The sequence below is a fragment of the Vibrio alginolyticus NBRC 15630 = ATCC 17749 genome (assembly GCF_000354175.2).
Taxonomy (GTDB): Bacteria; Pseudomonadota; Gammaproteobacteria; order Enterobacterales; family Vibrionaceae; genus Vibrio; species Vibrio alginolyticus.
Genome location: NC_022349.1, coordinates 421,928 through 437,973, shown reverse-complemented (window position 1 = coordinate 437,973; position 16,046 = coordinate 421,928). Strand labels below are relative to the sequence as shown.

The 16,046-nt window shown below is 42.3% G+C and carries 20 protein-coding genes and 2 tRNA genes; 14 read left to right on the top strand and 8 right to left on the bottom strand.

Annotation, left to right across the window (positions count from 1 at the left end; genetic code table 11):
• The first annotated feature begins 3 nt into the window (after window positions 1-3).
• The 14 genes from N646_RS01935 to N646_RS01870 all read left to right on the top strand — a co-directional run bounded on the left by N646_RS01935 (window position 4) and on the right by N646_RS01870 (window position 9,717).
• Window positions 4-1,479, top strand: a complete 1,476-nt coding sequence (locus tag N646_RS01935) for a Na+/H+ antiporter NhaC family protein (RefSeq protein ID WP_005377816.1) — start codon at window positions 4-6, stop codon at window positions 1,477-1,479.
• A 249-nt stretch (window positions 1,480-1,728) separates the two neighbouring features.
• A complete protein-coding gene (locus N646_RS01930; protein ID WP_017820914.1) occupies window positions 1,729-2,412 on the top strand; it encodes a DUF4336 domain-containing protein in 684 nt (227 codons plus the stop codon).
• 418 nt (window positions 2,413-2,830) lie between these two features.
• On the top strand, window positions 2,831-3,298 hold the full coding sequence (locus tag N646_RS01925; RefSeq protein WP_005385757.1) for an Sbal_3080 family lipoprotein: 468 nt from the start codon (window positions 2,831-2,833) through the stop codon (window positions 3,296-3,298).
• Between the two features lie 64 nt (window positions 3,299-3,362).
• A complete protein-coding gene (locus tag N646_RS01920; protein ID WP_005377819.1) occupies window positions 3,363-3,695 on the top strand; it encodes a YnfA family protein in 333 nt (110 codons plus the stop codon).
• Between the two features lie 141 nt (window positions 3,696-3,836).
• Window positions 3,837-4,241: a DUF1801 domain-containing protein gene (locus N646_RS01915; RefSeq protein WP_017633973.1), complete on the top strand. Its 405-nt coding sequence runs from the start codon at window positions 3,837-3,839 to the stop codon at window positions 4,239-4,241.
• 153 nt (window positions 4,242-4,394) lie between these two features.
• Entirely contained in the window at window positions 4,395-4,775 is a 381-nt protein-coding gene (locus tag N646_RS01910; RefSeq protein ID WP_017820913.1) for a hypothetical protein, read from the top strand.
• A 150-nt stretch (window positions 4,776-4,925) separates the two neighbouring features.
• Complete coding sequence (locus tag N646_RS01905; protein ID WP_017633971.1) at window positions 4,926-5,426, top strand: GNAT family N-acetyltransferase; 501 nt, start codon at window positions 4,926-4,928, stop codon at window positions 5,424-5,426.
• 98 nt (window positions 5,427-5,524) lie between these two features.
• Window positions 5,525-5,776 (top strand): TIGR03643 family protein, encoded by a 252-nt coding sequence (locus tag N646_RS01900; protein ID WP_005377824.1) that lies wholly within the window; start codon window positions 5,525-5,527, stop codon window positions 5,774-5,776.
• A 405-nt stretch (window positions 5,777-6,181) separates the two neighbouring features.
• A complete protein-coding gene (locus tag N646_RS01895; protein WP_017820912.1) occupies window positions 6,182-6,571 on the top strand; it encodes a lysozyme inhibitor LprI family protein in 390 nt (129 codons plus the stop codon).
• Between the two features lie 163 nt (window positions 6,572-6,734).
• Window positions 6,735-7,184 (top strand): nuclear transport factor 2 family protein, encoded by a 450-nt coding sequence (locus N646_RS01890; protein ID WP_017820911.1) that lies wholly within the window; start codon window positions 6,735-6,737, stop codon window positions 7,182-7,184.
• A gap of 192 nt (window positions 7,185-7,376) precedes the next feature.
• A complete protein-coding gene (locus N646_RS01885) occupies window positions 7,377-7,949 on the top strand; it encodes a hypothetical protein (RefSeq protein WP_021033853.1) in 573 nt (190 codons plus the stop codon).
• A 205-nt stretch (window positions 7,950-8,154) separates the two neighbouring features.
• Window positions 8,155-8,553: a VOC family protein gene (locus N646_RS01880; protein WP_017820909.1), complete on the top strand. Its 399-nt coding sequence runs from the start codon at window positions 8,155-8,157 to the stop codon at window positions 8,551-8,553.
• Window positions 8,554-8,718: 165 nt separating this feature from the next.
• Window positions 8,719-9,357 (top strand): DJ-1/PfpI family protein, encoded by a 639-nt coding sequence (locus tag N646_RS01875; RefSeq protein WP_017820908.1) that lies wholly within the window; start codon window positions 8,719-8,721, stop codon window positions 9,355-9,357.
• A 129-nt stretch (window positions 9,358-9,486) separates the two neighbouring features.
• Entirely contained in the window at window positions 9,487-9,717 is a 231-nt protein-coding gene (locus tag N646_RS01870) for a hypothetical protein (protein ID WP_017820907.1), read from the top strand.
• A 259-nt stretch (window positions 9,718-9,976) separates the two neighbouring features.
• Here the strand turns inward: N646_RS01870 and N646_RS01865 are convergent.
• The 8 genes from N646_RS01865 to hppD form a co-directional block, all read right to left on the bottom strand.
• Window positions 9,977-10,053, bottom strand: a tRNA-Val gene (locus N646_RS01865).
• Window positions 10,054-10,086: 33 nt separating this feature from the next.
• A tRNA-Val gene (locus N646_RS01860) sits at window positions 10,087-10,163 on the bottom strand.
• Between the two features lie 179 nt (window positions 10,164-10,342).
• Window positions 10,343-10,681: a hypothetical protein gene (locus tag N646_RS01855; protein ID WP_005377830.1), complete on the bottom strand. Its 339-nt coding sequence runs from the start codon at window positions 10,679-10,681 to the stop codon at window positions 10,343-10,345.
• Between the two features lie 119 nt (window positions 10,682-10,800).
• A complete protein-coding gene (locus N646_RS01850) occupies window positions 10,801-11,460 on the bottom strand; it encodes a DUF2726 domain-containing protein (RefSeq protein ID WP_005377831.1) in 660 nt (219 codons plus the stop codon).
• 195 nt (window positions 11,461-11,655) lie between these two features.
• A complete protein-coding gene (gene maiA, locus N646_RS01845; protein WP_017820906.1) occupies window positions 11,656-12,324 on the bottom strand; it encodes a maleylacetoacetate isomerase in 669 nt (222 codons plus the stop codon).
• Between the two features lie 21 nt (window positions 12,325-12,345).
• Window positions 12,346-13,383: a fumarylacetoacetate hydrolase family protein gene (locus tag N646_RS01840; RefSeq protein WP_017820905.1), complete on the bottom strand. Its 1,038-nt coding sequence runs from the start codon at window positions 13,381-13,383 to the stop codon at window positions 12,346-12,348.
• Complete coding sequence (locus N646_RS01835; RefSeq protein ID WP_017820904.1) at window positions 13,380-14,522, bottom strand: homogentisate 1,2-dioxygenase; 1,143 nt, start codon at window positions 14,520-14,522, stop codon at window positions 13,380-13,382. The genes N646_RS01840 and N646_RS01835 overlap by 4 nt, the downstream gene beginning before the upstream one ends.
• A complete protein-coding gene (hppD, locus tag N646_RS01830) occupies window positions 14,515-15,588 on the bottom strand; it encodes a 4-hydroxyphenylpyruvate dioxygenase (protein ID WP_005377835.1) in 1,074 nt (357 codons plus the stop codon). Before hppD ends, N646_RS01835 begins: the two co-directional genes overlap by 8 nt.
• Window positions 15,589-16,046 lie beyond the last annotated feature (458 nt).

Sequence of the window (16,046 nt, the reverse complement as noted above, 5' to 3'; positions counted from 1 at the left end):
TTTATGACTACGCAGACCAAGGCGCTGGATGCGCCTCTTAAAATCAACTCTCAACACATTATTGTTTCTTTAATCTCGGTTGCGACGTTTGTCTTTTTTACCACAATCGGTTTGAACCATGAGGAAGGCGAAGCCTACGGATGGATGAGTCTTTTACCAACGGCGTTGGTATTGGTCTTTGCGCTGACAACACACCGAACTGTGGAAGCCCTCTTTAGCGGCGCTATTGCCGGTGTTCTTCTGCTTAACCCAACTGAAGCGGTGGAACAGATTGTTGATATTTCCATGAGTGTAATGATGGATGAAACTATTGCCTGGATCATCCTCGTTTGTGGTTTGATGGGCGGCCTAATTGCTATTTTGGAGAAAGGCGGCAGTATCTTAAGCTTCTCCGACATGCTGGTCACGAAAGTAAAAAGCCGTAAGCAATCGATGCTGATGACCTTTGCGTTAGGTATTCTGATCTTTATCGACGATTATTTGAATGCGATTGCAATTTCTTCCTCAATGAAAAAAGTTACGGACGGCTACCAAATCTCGCGTGAAAAGCTCTCATATCTTGTGGATTCAACCGCCGCGCCTATCTGTATCCTCGTACCGATTTCCACTTGGGCAATTTTCTTCAGTTCGTTGCTAGAAGCAAACGGAGTAGCAGAAGCGGGAGATGGTATCAAAGCATACATTGAAGCTATTCCATACATGGCTTACGGCTGGGTAACGCTGGTGATTGTTTTGCTGGTTGCAATGGAAAAGATCCCAGATCTAGGTGCGATGAAAAAGGCAGAAAAGCGTGCGAAGAATGGTCAAGTTCGTCCAGACGGTGCAACAGATGTCGACTTTGGTCCCGATGTATCTGCACATACCAACCCAACCATGGGCCTTGTCAACTTCTTGTTGCCGATGATCGTACTCGTTGCCGCAAGTTGGTACTTTGGTATCGATCTACTTGCTGGTGTTTTCGTCGCGTTAATCTTTACTATTAGCTTTTACGGCGCACAAAAACTGATCTCGATGAACGACATGTTCGAAGCTGTTTATGATGGCATTAAAGTTATGCTACTGCCGCTTGCGACCGTTATTGGTGGTTTCATGTTGAAATCGGTCAACGACTCATTGGGCGTCACGCAGTATGTCATTGAGACCGTCAGCCCTTACCTGTCAGCGTCTTACTTCCCTGCGATTATCTTTATGATTACGGGCGCGTTGGTATTTGCAACGGCATCGTCTTGGGGAACGTTTGCAGTAGCGATGCCAATTGTTCTACCTTTGGGCGAACAGCTTGGTGTGCCTCTACACTTAACCGTTGCAGCTCTGCTTTCAGCATCAGCGGCAGGGAGCCACTCTTGTTTCTTTAGTGACTCAACCGTGTTATCTGCACAAGGTTCGGGCTGTACAGCAATGCAACACGCAACCACACAGTTTCCTTATGCGTTGATTGGTATTGTTGCAACCGCGATTTTCTTCTTCATCATCGGTTAGCCCCTTTATCTAATTGCAAAACCCTGCTCAAAAATAGCGGGGTTTTGTTCTATCAAGTCAAATGATCCTCTTAAAACTACTTTACGTTCGTTCAGTATAAAAATACTCAAAGATGTACAGCTGCACTCAATAAGGGTTTGGTAAACCTAATATTTTTGGTTTACGCTTAGCGAAGCGTTTATTGTGCAGCAAGGCAGCTTTTGAGTAACTTAAATGCCGCCTTAATACAGTGTTAACGGTTGGAGAGACATGAAAAAGTTAGCCCATGAGATATGGATATTTGACGGAGATCCCGTCCAATTCTTAGGACTCCCATACACCACTCGTATGACTATTGTTAGGCTTTCTGATGGTGGCCTTTGGGTTCATAGTCCAATTCAGTTATCAAATTCGATTAAAGAGCAAATCAACAATCTAGGCCAAGTGAAATACTTAATCGCTCCTAATCATTTACACCACTTGTTCTTATCTGAATGGGTATTTGCCTATCCTAGCGCAGAAATTTATGGCACAGATGAAGTCATTAAGAAGTGCCGTGATATACACTTTCACGCTTCACTTAACCAAGGCGGTAATGCTTGGAACTCTGAGATTGAACAAGAACTATTTTCTGGCTCTCCATTAATGGAAGAGTGTGTGTTTTATCATCGACTTTCAAAGACCTTAATTGTTACTGACCTCGTCGAGAATTTTTCTGGCCAGGACTTTAACTACTGGCAGCGGTTTGTGGCTAAAGGGGCCGGTATTCTTGCTCCGAATGGAAAAATGCCTTTGGATTGGCGCCTAAGTTTTATGTTTAGCAAACAAGAGGCTCGAAAACACTTAAGTAAATTGCTGTCTTGGAAACCTAATATATTGGTTATGGCTCACGGTGAAATCGTCCTTGATAATGCAGACGAGTTCTTACAGCGCTCTTTTAAGTGGCTAGTATGAGACAACATTGAAAACTCACACAACAGAATAGACAAGAAGCTATTTTAAAACATTAGGCCCTTTTAGCTTAGTCTTAGGGGGCAATTTACAGAACTACACGTTATGTTTAACGATAAGCTCCCCTATTCCTCTTAATTGAGCATTATGCAGCAATTTAAAATTCCGTTAGAATTGCACTTCAAAAACTTCAATGCGAAGAATTCTGAACATTGATACGGACATAAGTTCAAGAGTTAACATAACGCTATAGCAATCTCTTACTAATTATTTTGCTTCGAGACATTGGCATACTCCCGAAACAAACCCTTCGACTCTAAAGGTTTTGTTAATAACTGTTGCCATGCTTGTTAGTTATTCTCGTTGAACTCAGTATCTTGAAGTTGTTTGAATATATAAATTTAAAAAAAAGAGACATAAGATGCACAAAAAACTCATCATTCTAAGCTTGCCTATTCTATTAGCTGCATGTGCGGCACCAAAGTATACGGTAGAAACAATCTCGAAAGAAAATCAGAGCAAGGAAATCACCATCGTAAAAGACAACGCCACGCGAGATGTTTTCTTAGATTCGATGCAAGACTGGTGTTTGGATACCGCCCATAAATGCACAGTCGTAAGCGATGGCACGCCTCCTGTTAGCTCTGAGCTGACACTTACTTACGTATCACGCTGGAGCTGGGATTTTAGAACATTTATCGCTGATGCTCAGATCAAAGCCTACAAAAATAACGAAAAAGTAGGACAAGTTGAATTTAAAGCACCAAACAGCGCGAATCCAGATAAATGGGGTAAAGACAACAAACGAATCATTTCGATGATGGATTTGTTATTCGGTAAACAAACCGTGAGTGAGGCTCAATCCAAGATTAAGCTGGGCGAAATGTAATGAGCCGAGCAATTGCCCATTTAACCAGCCTCATATATTTGTAGAAAAAGATAGGAATGTTTAAGTGACTGAAGTCAAAACCATTGGGCTTTTCTTTATAACCGCCATTGCAGAAATATTAGGCTGCTACTTACCTTATCTCTGGTTAAAGGAAGATAAGTCAGTTTGGCTTTTGGTACCAGCAGCGCTATGCCTTGCTATGTTTGCTTGGCTTCTATCTTTACATCCTACCGCAACTGGCAGAGTTTATGCCGCTTACGGTGGTGTCTATATTTTTGTCGCAATTCTATGGTTGTGGTGTATCGACGGCGTTCGACCAACGCTCTGGGACATAGTGGGGGTTTCTGTCGCTATGCTTGGCATGTCAATCATCATGTTTTCACCCAGAGCATCCTAAACGTAACCGAGGGAAACCCTTACGCTTAGTATTTTGGCTATGTGCTAGATTTATTGATTAATAACATTATGACGTAATTGCTACATAGCCAAAGTATGCTTGGGCTTCACCCCAAAACAGCGCTATTTATAGGAGATACCAATGAACCATGCAGTGAAGGCAAGATTTGATGAGTATCCAAAACATGTGCGTATTCGGATAGAAGAGCTACGAAATATCGTCTTAACTATCGCTTCTGAATTAAAACTGGGGGAAGTTGAAGAATCTCTAAAATGGGGAGAGCCAAGCTACAGTGTGAAAACAGGTAGCCCGGTAAGGATGGATTGGAAACAGAAAACGCCTAGTCGTTATTATCTGTTCTTTAATTGCCAAACTAAGCTCGTCGACACATTCCGCGAACTGTATAGTGACTCACTTGAGTTTCAGGGTAATCGAGCAATAATTCTATCTTTATCCGCTCCTTTGCCAGAAGCTTCAATCAAGACCTGTTTAGAATTAGCATTAACCTATCAAAAGCGAAAGAACTTACCTCTTTTAGGTATGTAAGATCTCTTAATAAAACTATTTACGGCCGATTAACCATATTCAACTACTCTACCTTTGTATCCTTTTTAATGCTTACGCAGTAAAGTTTTAGATTAAGTGGTCACGTTAATAGCGCCGTAACCAAACTAGTAATATCGAAATAAAGAAGAGTTTATGAAATCAAAAATCTTGTTCTTACTTATGCTTGGAGCTCATTTCAATGCTTTTTCAGCGACGAACTATCAAGTCAATGTGGTAGTAACAGAGCCTCAATCAACATTCATTTTTCCGACTTTTGAAATATCCTCTAAAGGAAAAAGCAAAACCAGTTTTGTCGACGGCTGCACGTACTTAGGAACCCTTTCAGAACCGAGCAAAAATAGCATACAGCTTGAAGCTACCATGTCATGCAACCGAGATGACGCTACGTCAAGGATGGAAATGCCGGTATTTGTACTCAACTCCGAGGGTCAAAGCGCGAGTTATGATCTTGTAGAAAACGGGATCGTGGTGTGGAAATATTCTGTAGAAGTTAAGCCGTCACTTAAAAAGTGATATATCAGAAATACTAAAGTAACAATCAGCACTATTAACCGCCGTTTAAGTGTAATAGGTATATTCTTTACGACTTAATGACGTTACTTGTTGCCGCAAGTCTCCAACTCATGTACAAAACAGCCCTAATTTTAATAGGAGCTAAGTGGCATGAATTTAATTGTACGTCAGGTAACTTTAGGTGATGCTGAAGGCATTACAAACGTCCTCAATCCCATCATTATTGAAGGTTTATACACTGTATTAGATACGCCTTTCACACCTGAAGAAGAAAAAGAGTTCATTACTCATTTCCCAGAACGGGGCGTGTTTACAGTCGCTTTATCCGAAAATAGCTCACAAGTCATTGGTTTCCAAAATATCGAGCCCTTTGCACAATATACAAAAGCTTTTGACCATGTTGGCATAATTGGTACGTTTGTTAGTGACGGTGCTCGTGGCCAAGGTGTGTCTAAACAGCTTTTCAAATCGACATTCGAAGTAGCCAAACAAAAGGGTTACGAAAAACTATTTGCGTACGTTCGCAGCGATAATGAGCGAGCGTTATCAGCCTATCTCAAACAAGGCTTCGAAATCGTAGGGACCGCGAAGAAGCATGCAAAAGTTCGTGGGAAATACGTAGACGAAGTCCTCATTGAGAAGTTTTTGTAGGTGTTAAGTCGCTAAACACTAAGCACGCATATAAGAACATTTGAACCAAGACTCAATTTCCGTCGTAGAAATCTCTTTTCTAAAATAGGTTATTTGAAATGAAACTGACCTCGGAAACTGAGTCAAGAATAATAGAAATGGCATGGGAAGACCGCACCCCATTTGAGGCTATCGAATTCCAATTTGGTTTGAATGAATCCGACGTGATTCAGTTTATGCGTAGCCGGCTCAAATCAAGTAGCTTTAAATTGTGGCGTAAAAGGGTTTCGGGGCGCAATACAAAACACAACAAGCTACGAAACTCAGACATCATTAGAGGTTATTGCCCAACTCAATATAAGCCGCGATAGCGAACTGCACTTGGCATAAATTTTTATTACGAATCGCAACATTTATCGCCCTACCTTTGAATCAACTCCATGATTGGAGGGGAATAGTCACCACTTAATTCAACCTAGGTGTTTCAGGGCGATAATAAATTCAATGGGAGTCATCTTAACATCCTCAGACGCCATCAAACTAATGATTCCACAGAAAAAATTGATACAAAACGCCCACTAAAAATAACTCAGATTAAGGCGTCATTTAACCCGTGTATCAATCTTCTTTTACCTTCTGTTTAGGCACTAGAATCACTAACCTTCTATTTTATCTTTGAAGGCACAGGCAAAAAGCTGCATGATTAAAAAGGAAAAATAGCTGATAACGGTTTAACAAGCACTCGGAGCTTGGAGGCAATTTTGAACAAATTACTTATGATATTTGCGTTGGTTTCTTTACCTTGCTTGGCCTCTGATGATGTTGAAGATCCCTGCAAAGTAAAAGGCGGTGGCGTTATGGCTGGTTATCAGTGTGTAGAAAAGAAAATGGAATCTGCAGATAAAGAGCTTAACGAAAGTTACAAGGAAGCAATCGCTAGAATAGGTGAGGAAGAAAAAGCACTAAGGGAAACATGGTCTCAGACCGAACTGGTAGAGCCATTTCGAAAGGCCCAAAGAGCTTGGCTAAAATACAGAGACGCCGAATGTGAGTTTACGGGCCTGTCTTCCACGCCCTCACCCTGGCAAGGTGTCCAGATTGAAGAATGTAAGTTAAGAATGACGTTAGAACGCGTCGAATACTTCAATGGTGTATACGTAGGCTAAACGGATTACATCTAACAAAGCACTTCAATAAGATTCGCAACTCTTGGCAATTTCAGTTTAAATGTACTCGGTGTTTAAGATGCAAACGTTCAGGTTGAGTGGTCGCTCCGCTTACTATTTAACTCTGCGTTGTGCGTAAAGCTAATATGGGTGTGAAATAATTATGGAAAAAGACGATTTAGTTGGGCTAGTAGTTAAGTATTTCGAGAAAATAGATGCCGGTGCTCCTAGCTATCTGGATCTATTCTCAGAGGATGTTGATTTTTTCTTTCCTAAATTTGGGCAAGCGAAAGGAAAGAGTGCCTTAGTGGAGTTTGGCAATAGGATTGGTAGCTCGTTGATTAGTATCTGGCACGACATAGACGGCTTTCAAATAACGACTGCTGGAAACAAGGTCATTGTTGAAGGACAGGAAGGCGGCGTAATGAGTGATGGTACCTCTTGGCCGGACAACAAAGTTTCCACAGGGCGTTTTTGTAGTGTATTTGAGTTTGAAGGAAAAATGATAAGTCGTATGTTTGTGTACGTAGATCCTGACTTCCCGAGTCGAGATTTTGAGAGAATTTCCGTGCTGGCAGGCGAGAACAACGTGCGACAAACTGTTCAAGCCTGAATACTACCGTTACCGCATAGCATCTTTGTTATGCGGTAGTATTCGTAGTTAAGGTGTGTTGAGGGCTTTGATATCGCTTTACTCACACCTTATCAGTGCGTTAGCCACATTCCCTTACTGATAGAAATGCTACTTTCTTCAATCGTCCTGTATTATGATAATGAAAAAGATTGCATTAATTTTAAGATTAAAATGAACCAAAAATTTTTTCTAAAACTACTCCCTGTCCCTTTTCTTCTAACCGGTTGCCAGTCTACGCAAAGCCAGCTACAGCCTATACCTGAAAACGTATTATCAAACCTATCGACTCAATGGGCAGTAGTAGAAGCCTGTTTTCATTCCGATGCTTATAGCTTAGAGCAATCGGTAAACTATCGAGAGGCCATTAACTATTCTTTTTCTACTTGGCTAGTCGATCAGTCCGATATCGATCAGTCTGTAAATGAAGCTCGTGTAGCGTTATCAGAATATCAGTCTCAGAATGATGGTTTAGGAACAACATGTAAGGATTGGCACCTACCCCTAGAATCTGGATTGCGAGAAGTTAACAATCATAAGAATCAAGTGGCGATAGACCAGCAGCGAGCACATGAAATACATAAAGCAAACGCTTCTAAACCTGTAACGTATTCAACACCAGCATCTACTTCGACTAGTAATGTTGTTCACTGTTACAAATTGGAAGACGTTAGCTTGGATAAGAACATTCAAACCTTTAATGGAATGATATGCCCTATAGGCTGGCTTAAATATTATGGCTATTAATGTATTTGATTAATACAGTACTTAAGAATGAACTCTAAGTTTAATTTTTAGTTCAAGATTGGGTTTCTTGTTTACAATGTTATGTTTCCAGTTGGATTACCGTATTCGAATAGATTGACGAAGTTAATCAATATATGTGTATTGATGCTTACTTTTTATCGAGTTATCTTTGTTTGATAGCCATTAAAACGAGTAAGGAAACAAAGTGACTGTGTTAACAAAAGGCATACACCACGTAGGTTTAACCGTATCTAACCTAGAAGCAAGCGCGAAGTTTTTCACTGAACAATTAGGTTGGAGTGAAGTAAAAAGAAATCCAGACTACCCGGCAATATTTGTGAGTGATGGGCATATCATGCTTACACTATGGGCGGCTAAGGCTGATGCCGCCACTCCATTTGACAGAAAAACGAATATTGGTTTGCATCACTTAGCTTTACTGGTAGAGACTGAGAAGCAACTCGATGAGTTGCGTGATCAATTTATGGCGTCGGGAATCGAAATTGAGTTTGGTCCCGAGCTTGTTAAAACAGGACCCGCAAAACATTTAATGTGTTACGACCCAAGTGGTATTAGGGTTGAGTTTTTCTGGGCGGGCTCATAAAACAAACATAACAAAGTTTTATAATAGGGATTTGGCACACATGGCATTGTTAGTTTGCACCGCCTTTGGTGTTTAAGGTGCTCAGTAGAAGCTTGCGTATTGAATGCCCCTCCCCTCCTACTACACATTTTGCGACTTACGAGTAAGTCCAAAAGGATAAATGTTATGTATAAAATCGGCGTTGTTTTATTTGATGATTTCACGGATGTCGATTTCTTTCTTATGTATGACTTGCTGGGGCGCACAACCGACAGTTGGACAGTAAGTATACTTGGAACTAAATCTGAACATCATTCCCACCTCGGTATGAAAGTTAAAACAGACGGACACCTTTCTGAGGTGACGAATCAAGATGTCGTTCTTATTACAAGCGGCAAACAGGGTATTCCAGCCGCTTTAAAAGATGCTGAATTTATGTCAGCGTTGAATCTTGATCCAAATAGGCAGCTAATAGGTTCGATTTGTGCGGGATCATTCATCCTCCATGAACTCGGTTTACTAAAAGGCAAGCGATTAACAACAAACCCAGATGCAAAGGCTGTTCTACAAAGTATGGGAGGAGATGTTCAGGATCTGCCTCTCGTGATAGACGGTAATGTAGCGACGGCCGGTGGCTGTCTTTCACTGATGTATCTAATTGGTTGGTTAACAGAGCGGCTATTTGACTCAAACAAACGAAAAGCTATACAAAATCAATTGATACCTGCTGGGCAATTAGAGCTGTTTGAAGAACTTATTGCCACAACTATTCAATCAGCAGAGTTAGCAAGCTCGGATAACAAGGCGTTAAATAATCATTCATAACATGTGGTGTTTTACATTACGTTAGTTTTAGTGTTTAGGGTAAGTCACACATCAGTCTTGTGTGACTTACCCTTGAACATAACGCCACTTGGGGAAATTAACTTACAGGGAGTAAATCAATTGGTAAAAATGTACGGTTCTGAAGAGACAAGAGCGTTTTGCTGTAATTGTAAAGAAGTAACGCTGCATCGGTACGAAAGCTTCTCTAAAGCGCAGGAAAAGACCGAGAAAAAAGCTAAAGGTTTCTTCTCAGGTCTATTTGCAGCAATAATTAGCTCATTAATGGAAGGCGAAGCGACTGGTGACTACAAATGTACAATATGCGGCACCAATCTTCACACGCCAGATAATTTAGATTAATAGTCATTGTCTCTAATGCCACGGCTAGTGGCACGCAACATGATTTATAGACGGCTCTAGTGGGTTTGAAGCGTATACACCTTATGCATTGCATTTAGGGTTTTGAGGTTGTGTTGCGGATCAAGTAGTGCGCTTTTATCTCTAACAAGGGGCTAAAGCAGAGCAAAAACAAGGGACAAGAAAAGAAGTAGTTTTACTTGAGTATCAATGAATTACAGACACAAAAAAGCCCACCAAAAGGTGGGCTTTTTCTAAAATTTGGTGGGTCCGGGCGAACTCGAATCGCCGACCCCTACCATGTCAAGGTAGTACTCTAACCAACTGAGCTACGGACCCAAATTTTTATGTTCCTAACCATTCAATTCAGAATGGTGCGTCCGAGTGGACTCGAACCACCGACCCCCGCCATGTCAAGGCGATACTCTAACCAGCTGAGCTACGGACGCATTTCTCTGGAACGACGAGGATATTAGCTATAAGCGAACGACGGTGCAAGCACAAATTTACCAACTTTGAACCGTTTGGCGAAAATGTAAACTCAACACGCGTTTTCAGATGATTTTATCGACAAGGACTGAGCCTGCAGGGTTTAAAAGTGTGATCTATATAACTTTTATTATCTCACTTAATTGTCGTAAGGCACTTCACTGAGCATCCAAATCTGTAAGGTTTGCGATACCTTAGGGCAAGTGCCGAACAAAATCTGATATTTAGGTTTAAATGGTTCGCCGATATAGGTTGTACGGATCAACTCTCCTGTTTTAACATCCACTTGAGTGCTCACCCTGCCTTTGAAGTTTTGAAATATGACAAACTGCTCACTGTGGTAAACCATTTGCTCTCGGTAAAACAAGAAATGATCTTGGGGTGTCTCTGTCAATTCACACTCTAGTGGTTTCAAATTAGGTATCGCACTAACATTAGATGCGATGAACAATGCTGACAAAATCCATCCGTATCGCATATGGCTGCCCTATTCTGCACTCTTTTTCAAAGTATAGGTCTTGCCTTGAGGACTGATACAAAAAAGGCTTTGATCATCTCTAATCAAAGCCCCTTGTTTCTGCTGGTTAATTGTCGTGTTTAGTCGTCCGCCTCAAACACAACGTTATAATTTTCGGTGTATGTACAATTCGGCTGACGGCTACAAGTAAAGAAACGTCTCCCTTTGAACTCACCTTGGCTTGCGGTTTTAATGATCATCGGACTGCCGCATTTTTTACAAAAACGCACTTCTTTATCGGGCTCAATCAAATCAATGTGTGCCGCAAGCAAACGACGTAATCGCCCAACTTGATAACTGTGCTTTATCGAGGCGCCAATTAAAGGCAGGTTGGCCGTCTTACAAACATGAATCAATAACTTTTGTCTTTCTATCTTACCCTTGTTTAGCTCCTGCCCATTATCCAATTCAACGATAACGCGCGGCTCTAGAGTCCTTGGGTCACAAATAACGTAATCAAAATAGCTTCGAGATATACGATTGTTCGCGACAAAAAACTGCTTCTTATTTTTGATTTCTTTTGGCGTAACCAAACTGGACATGTTTACTTTCGCGAATACTACGGCATGCTCCCCGACCGCCGCTCTTAACGCATTATAGAACGCACCCTCTTGACCTCTGAGCAGAGGGCCTTTCGAGCGATAAGGATAATCACGCGTGTCATCGTGCTTAATCACGTACTTTTGAATAACAAAGAAGAATAAAACCAGAAGAACAACAATGATAAAAATGTTGGTCATAAATAAAGTGCATCCAAAACAACTCGTTGCTCAAAGCGTAAATGGAAATGTTATGCAGAGCAACAAAACCTCGCAATTTTGAGGCGCCACGACGATAGCGAGAAACAGAAAATTTTGCTCACCAATAAAAACAAGCCAATCACACACTTGGATTGGCTCGTTTTAATTTTTTTAATACATTATGTATGCTAAGAATCAACTATTAGCGTCTGGCTGATTCTCTGGCATCGCATCAATAAAAGCTGGCAGTTGATTGCATGACTGCACAACAGCGTTAATGGTTGGATAAAGAGAGGTATCTACACCAAAGCGTTGTGCGTTATAAAATTGTGGTACCAGACAAATATCGACAATAGATGGCGAGCTTGTCAGGCTAAACTTACAATCACCATTTAGTTTACGATGCTTCTGAAGTTTCTCTTCTAATGCCGTAAAACCTTTGTGGATCCAGTGATGAATCCAAGCGACTTTGCGCTCTGGCTCGCAAGCTAACTCCCCCTCTAAATACTGTAGAACTCTTAAGTTATTCAGGGGATGAATCTCCATTGCAATATCCTGAGCCAAAGCTAGCGCTTGGTATCGAAGCGGCGTTTGCTCGGGGATCACGGTGACATCCGGGTAGTGTTCTTCTAAGTATTGAATGATCGCCAGTGACTGGGTTAACTGAACCTCCCCATCCACCAGCAAAGGAACCAGTTCAGAAGCGTTTAACTCATGGTACTCGTCACTGTGTTGTTCGCCACCATTGCGCACCAAGTGTACCGATTTTGAATCATACGATAACTCTTTAAGATTCAAACAAATACGCACACGATACGCCGCTGAAGACCGCCAATATCCGTACAAAACCATGCTATCGCTCATATCGTCTCCCAACCAGCACTGTTAGTGCTTGAGATATTGGCTAACTTGTTGGTCAATCGAACCGAATATGTTGTTGCCATCCGCATCGAACATTTCCAATCTAATTGAATCTCCAAACGACATGAAGTTAGTCGACGGCTTACCATCACGAATGGTTTCAATCATGCGAACTTCCGCGATACATGAATAACCAACACCACCCTCCTCAATCGAAGTGCCATGTTCGGTGCCTTGCTTATTAGATACCGTGCCAGAACCTATAATTGCCCCAGCAGAAAGCGGGCGCGTTTTAGTCGCATGAACAATTAAGTCTGCAAAATCAAACGTCATATCGATACCCGCATTTGGGCGACCAAACGGCTTGTGGTTGTATGTCGAGACCAGTGGTAAATGCACTTTGTTTTCGTACCACGCATCGCCTAGTTCGTCAGGTGTTACTGCCACAGGAGAAAACGCAGAAGAAGGTTTAGATTGGAAAAAACCAAACCCTTTAGCTAACTCTGCCGGAATTAGACCACGCAGTGAGACATCATTCACCAGCATGATCAAACGAATCGACTCCTGAGCCTCTGCAACACTCGCGCCCATTGGCACGTCACCAGTTACCACAGCAACTTCACCTTCGAAATCAATACCCCATTCATCACTCGCAAACTCGATGTTGTCACAAGGTCCAATAAAGGCATCAGAGCCTCCTTGGTACATCAACGGGTCCGTCCAAAAACTCTCTGGCATTTCAGCGCCGCGAGCTTTTCGAACCAACTCAACGTGGTTTACGTAAGCACTGCCATCAGCCCACTGATAAGCGCGAGGAAGCGGCGACTCACAGTAGTGCGCTTCAAACTCTTCATACCCTGCAACCGTGCCATTGTTCAGTGCAAGGTATAGCTCTTCCAGTTGTGGTGCTAGCGCATCCCAGTTATCAAGCGCCACCTGCATCGTCGGAGCTAAGTTCATAGGGTGGAAAATTTCTGTCGCAGGTACGCAGCGCGTTAAGTCTTTGCTCACGACCATCAACAAACCGTCACGAGTGCCATTTTTCTTGGTTGCTAATTTCATCCTTGCCTCTTACTTCTCTGCCAGCTATAGACGTATTCTTTGTTTTCTACTTTTTCCAGCTCATCCGAAAACTGAAGTGCGTGACGCGTATCAATCATGACCGCGACTTCGTCGGTAAAAGTCTTCTTATGCTCTCGCCCTGCTTTGAAAGCTTTTGGGTGAGGGCCATGTGTAAATCCTGCTGGATGGAATGTCACCATACCCGCTTCAATGTTGTCACGGCTGAAGAAATCACCTGCATGGTAGAACAAGACTTCGTCATAATCGTCATTGTTGTGGTAGAACGGTACTTTGAGCGCTCCAGGATCACTTTCAATTGGACGAGGAACGAAGGTGCACACCACAAATCCTGATCCTACAAATGTAGTATGTGCAGAAGGCGGTAAATGGTAACGATGTGACATAAGTGGACGAATATCACGCCAGTTCACTTTTACTACCGCCAAATCACCATGCCACCCAATCGCATCCAGCGGGTTGAATGGGTAAGTGATAACACTGACTTTATCGTGGCGTTTCACCTGAACCTGTGTTTGATTCTCAGAATATTGAGCACGGAACTGATCGTTGATCGACGGCGTTTCTAAAACCGCTGGATCAAACACCGCGTGGTTTCCAACCATGCCTTTTTCGGGCAATGTATAGGCCGCATCGGTGTTTTCAATCATCAGAATGAACATCGGCTCGCTTGGTTCTAAACGCCAGCTCGTTGAGCGCGGGATCATGACATAATCCCCTTCACTCACTTTCAAATGACCATAATCACAGTAGAGATCTGCCGTACCTTGGTGGATGAATAGCAGTTCGTCGCCATCCGCGTTTCTCACCAAGAAGTCCATTTTTTCATCCATACGCCAAACACGAACTTTACAATTCGCGTTGTGTAATAGATGCGGGACTGCCCAAGGGGTAATATGGCTGGCTTTCTCGACTAGATTAAAATCAAATGCTCGTGGACGTAGCTCGCCTTCCCACTCAGACCACCCCGTTGGGGCATGTTGATGATGAAAATGTGTTGCGGGGCCGAAGAAGCCACTTCGACCTGCCTCACGTTCATAAATTGCCTCTTTCGGGAAGTCAGCATGCGCTTGTTTAGAGCACACTCCCTCCCGGTGAGGGAATGTGATCCATTTATGCATCGCTCAATACTCCTCGTCGAATTTGGTCTTCTTCTATCGATTCAAACAACGCTTTAAAGTTACCCTCGCCAAAGCCTTCATTGCCTTTACGTTGGATGATTTCGAAGAACACAGGGCCGATAACGGTTTGAGTAAAGATTTGTAGCAAGATGCCATCTTTCGTTGGCGCACCATCAATAAGAATCTGCAAATCACGAAGCTTGCTTACATCTTCACCATGGCCTTCAACACGCTGATCGACTTTCTCGTAGTAAGTATCTGGCGTTGGCATAAAGTCCATGCCGCGCTCACGCAATGTTTTGACCGTTTCGTAGATGTCGTCTGTGGTCAATGCGATGTGTTGAATACCTTCGCCATTGTATTCACGGATAAACTCTTCAATCTGCGATTTATCATCTGACGACTCATTGATAGGAATTCGGATTTTGCCGCAAGGTGCGGTCATCGCACGGCTGACAAGACCAGTCAGCTTACCTTCGATATCGAAATAACGAATTTCGCGGAAGTTACCAATGCGCTCATAGAAACCTGACCAGACATCCATGTTGCCCTGCTTAACGTTGTGCGTTAAGTGGTCGATTTCGTAAAGACCAACATTCGCTTTTGATAAACGCTCATCAGCATCATCATAAAAACGAAAATCGACATCATAAATACTCTGCTTTCCATAACGGTCGACAAAATAAAGCAAGCTTTCACCGATGCCATAAATAGCAGGAATGCTAAGCTCCATCGGCCCAATTTCCGTTTTATATTCTTTACCGCCATTCTCTAACGCATGCGCCAGAGCAACGGTGGCGTCTTTCACACGAAATGCCATGCCACAAACCGACGGACCGTGAACTTTGGCGAATCCCTCAGCTTGGCTATGCGGCTGCGCATTCACAATAAAGCTAATGTCACCTTGTCGATATAACCACGCTTCTTTTGAGCGATGCTTTGCAATTTCCGCAAAACCTAACGATATAAACAGATCTTTAAGCTGTTGAATGCCTTTGTTGTCAGCAGCGGTATATTCAACAAACTCAAATCCGTCTGTTCCTAGTGGGTTATATGCATCAACCATGACTTTCTCCTTGTCTCAGTAGCTTTTGTTTGGACTTATTTTTCTAACTTGGCGCAGGTCTTGAGAAATTGGAATACGTGGGGAGAAATCTTTACCTTGGCGATTTTTACGCATAATTGTAAAATATATGTTACACACAGGAGGCGCGTCGAATCTACTTTCGTAAACATCAAATAAACTGCTTATTTTCAATATATTAGATTGATATTTTCGGCTTTACGCCAACACATAAAATGTAAACAAGTTGTTACTTTGGCATTTTATCTTGGCAACGTAACTCAAAAAGTAAAAGGGTATGGAAAATCTATTGCACCCTATCTCTATCCGATTTATTCATTTGCTCCTGCAAAACATCAAAAGTAATGTTTCGTGACGCTTCATACAGTTCGAAAGGCTCATCGGTCAGAATCGTGTCATGGATACCCCTTTATTGATTCACCTCAGTTTTATTTAAAAGT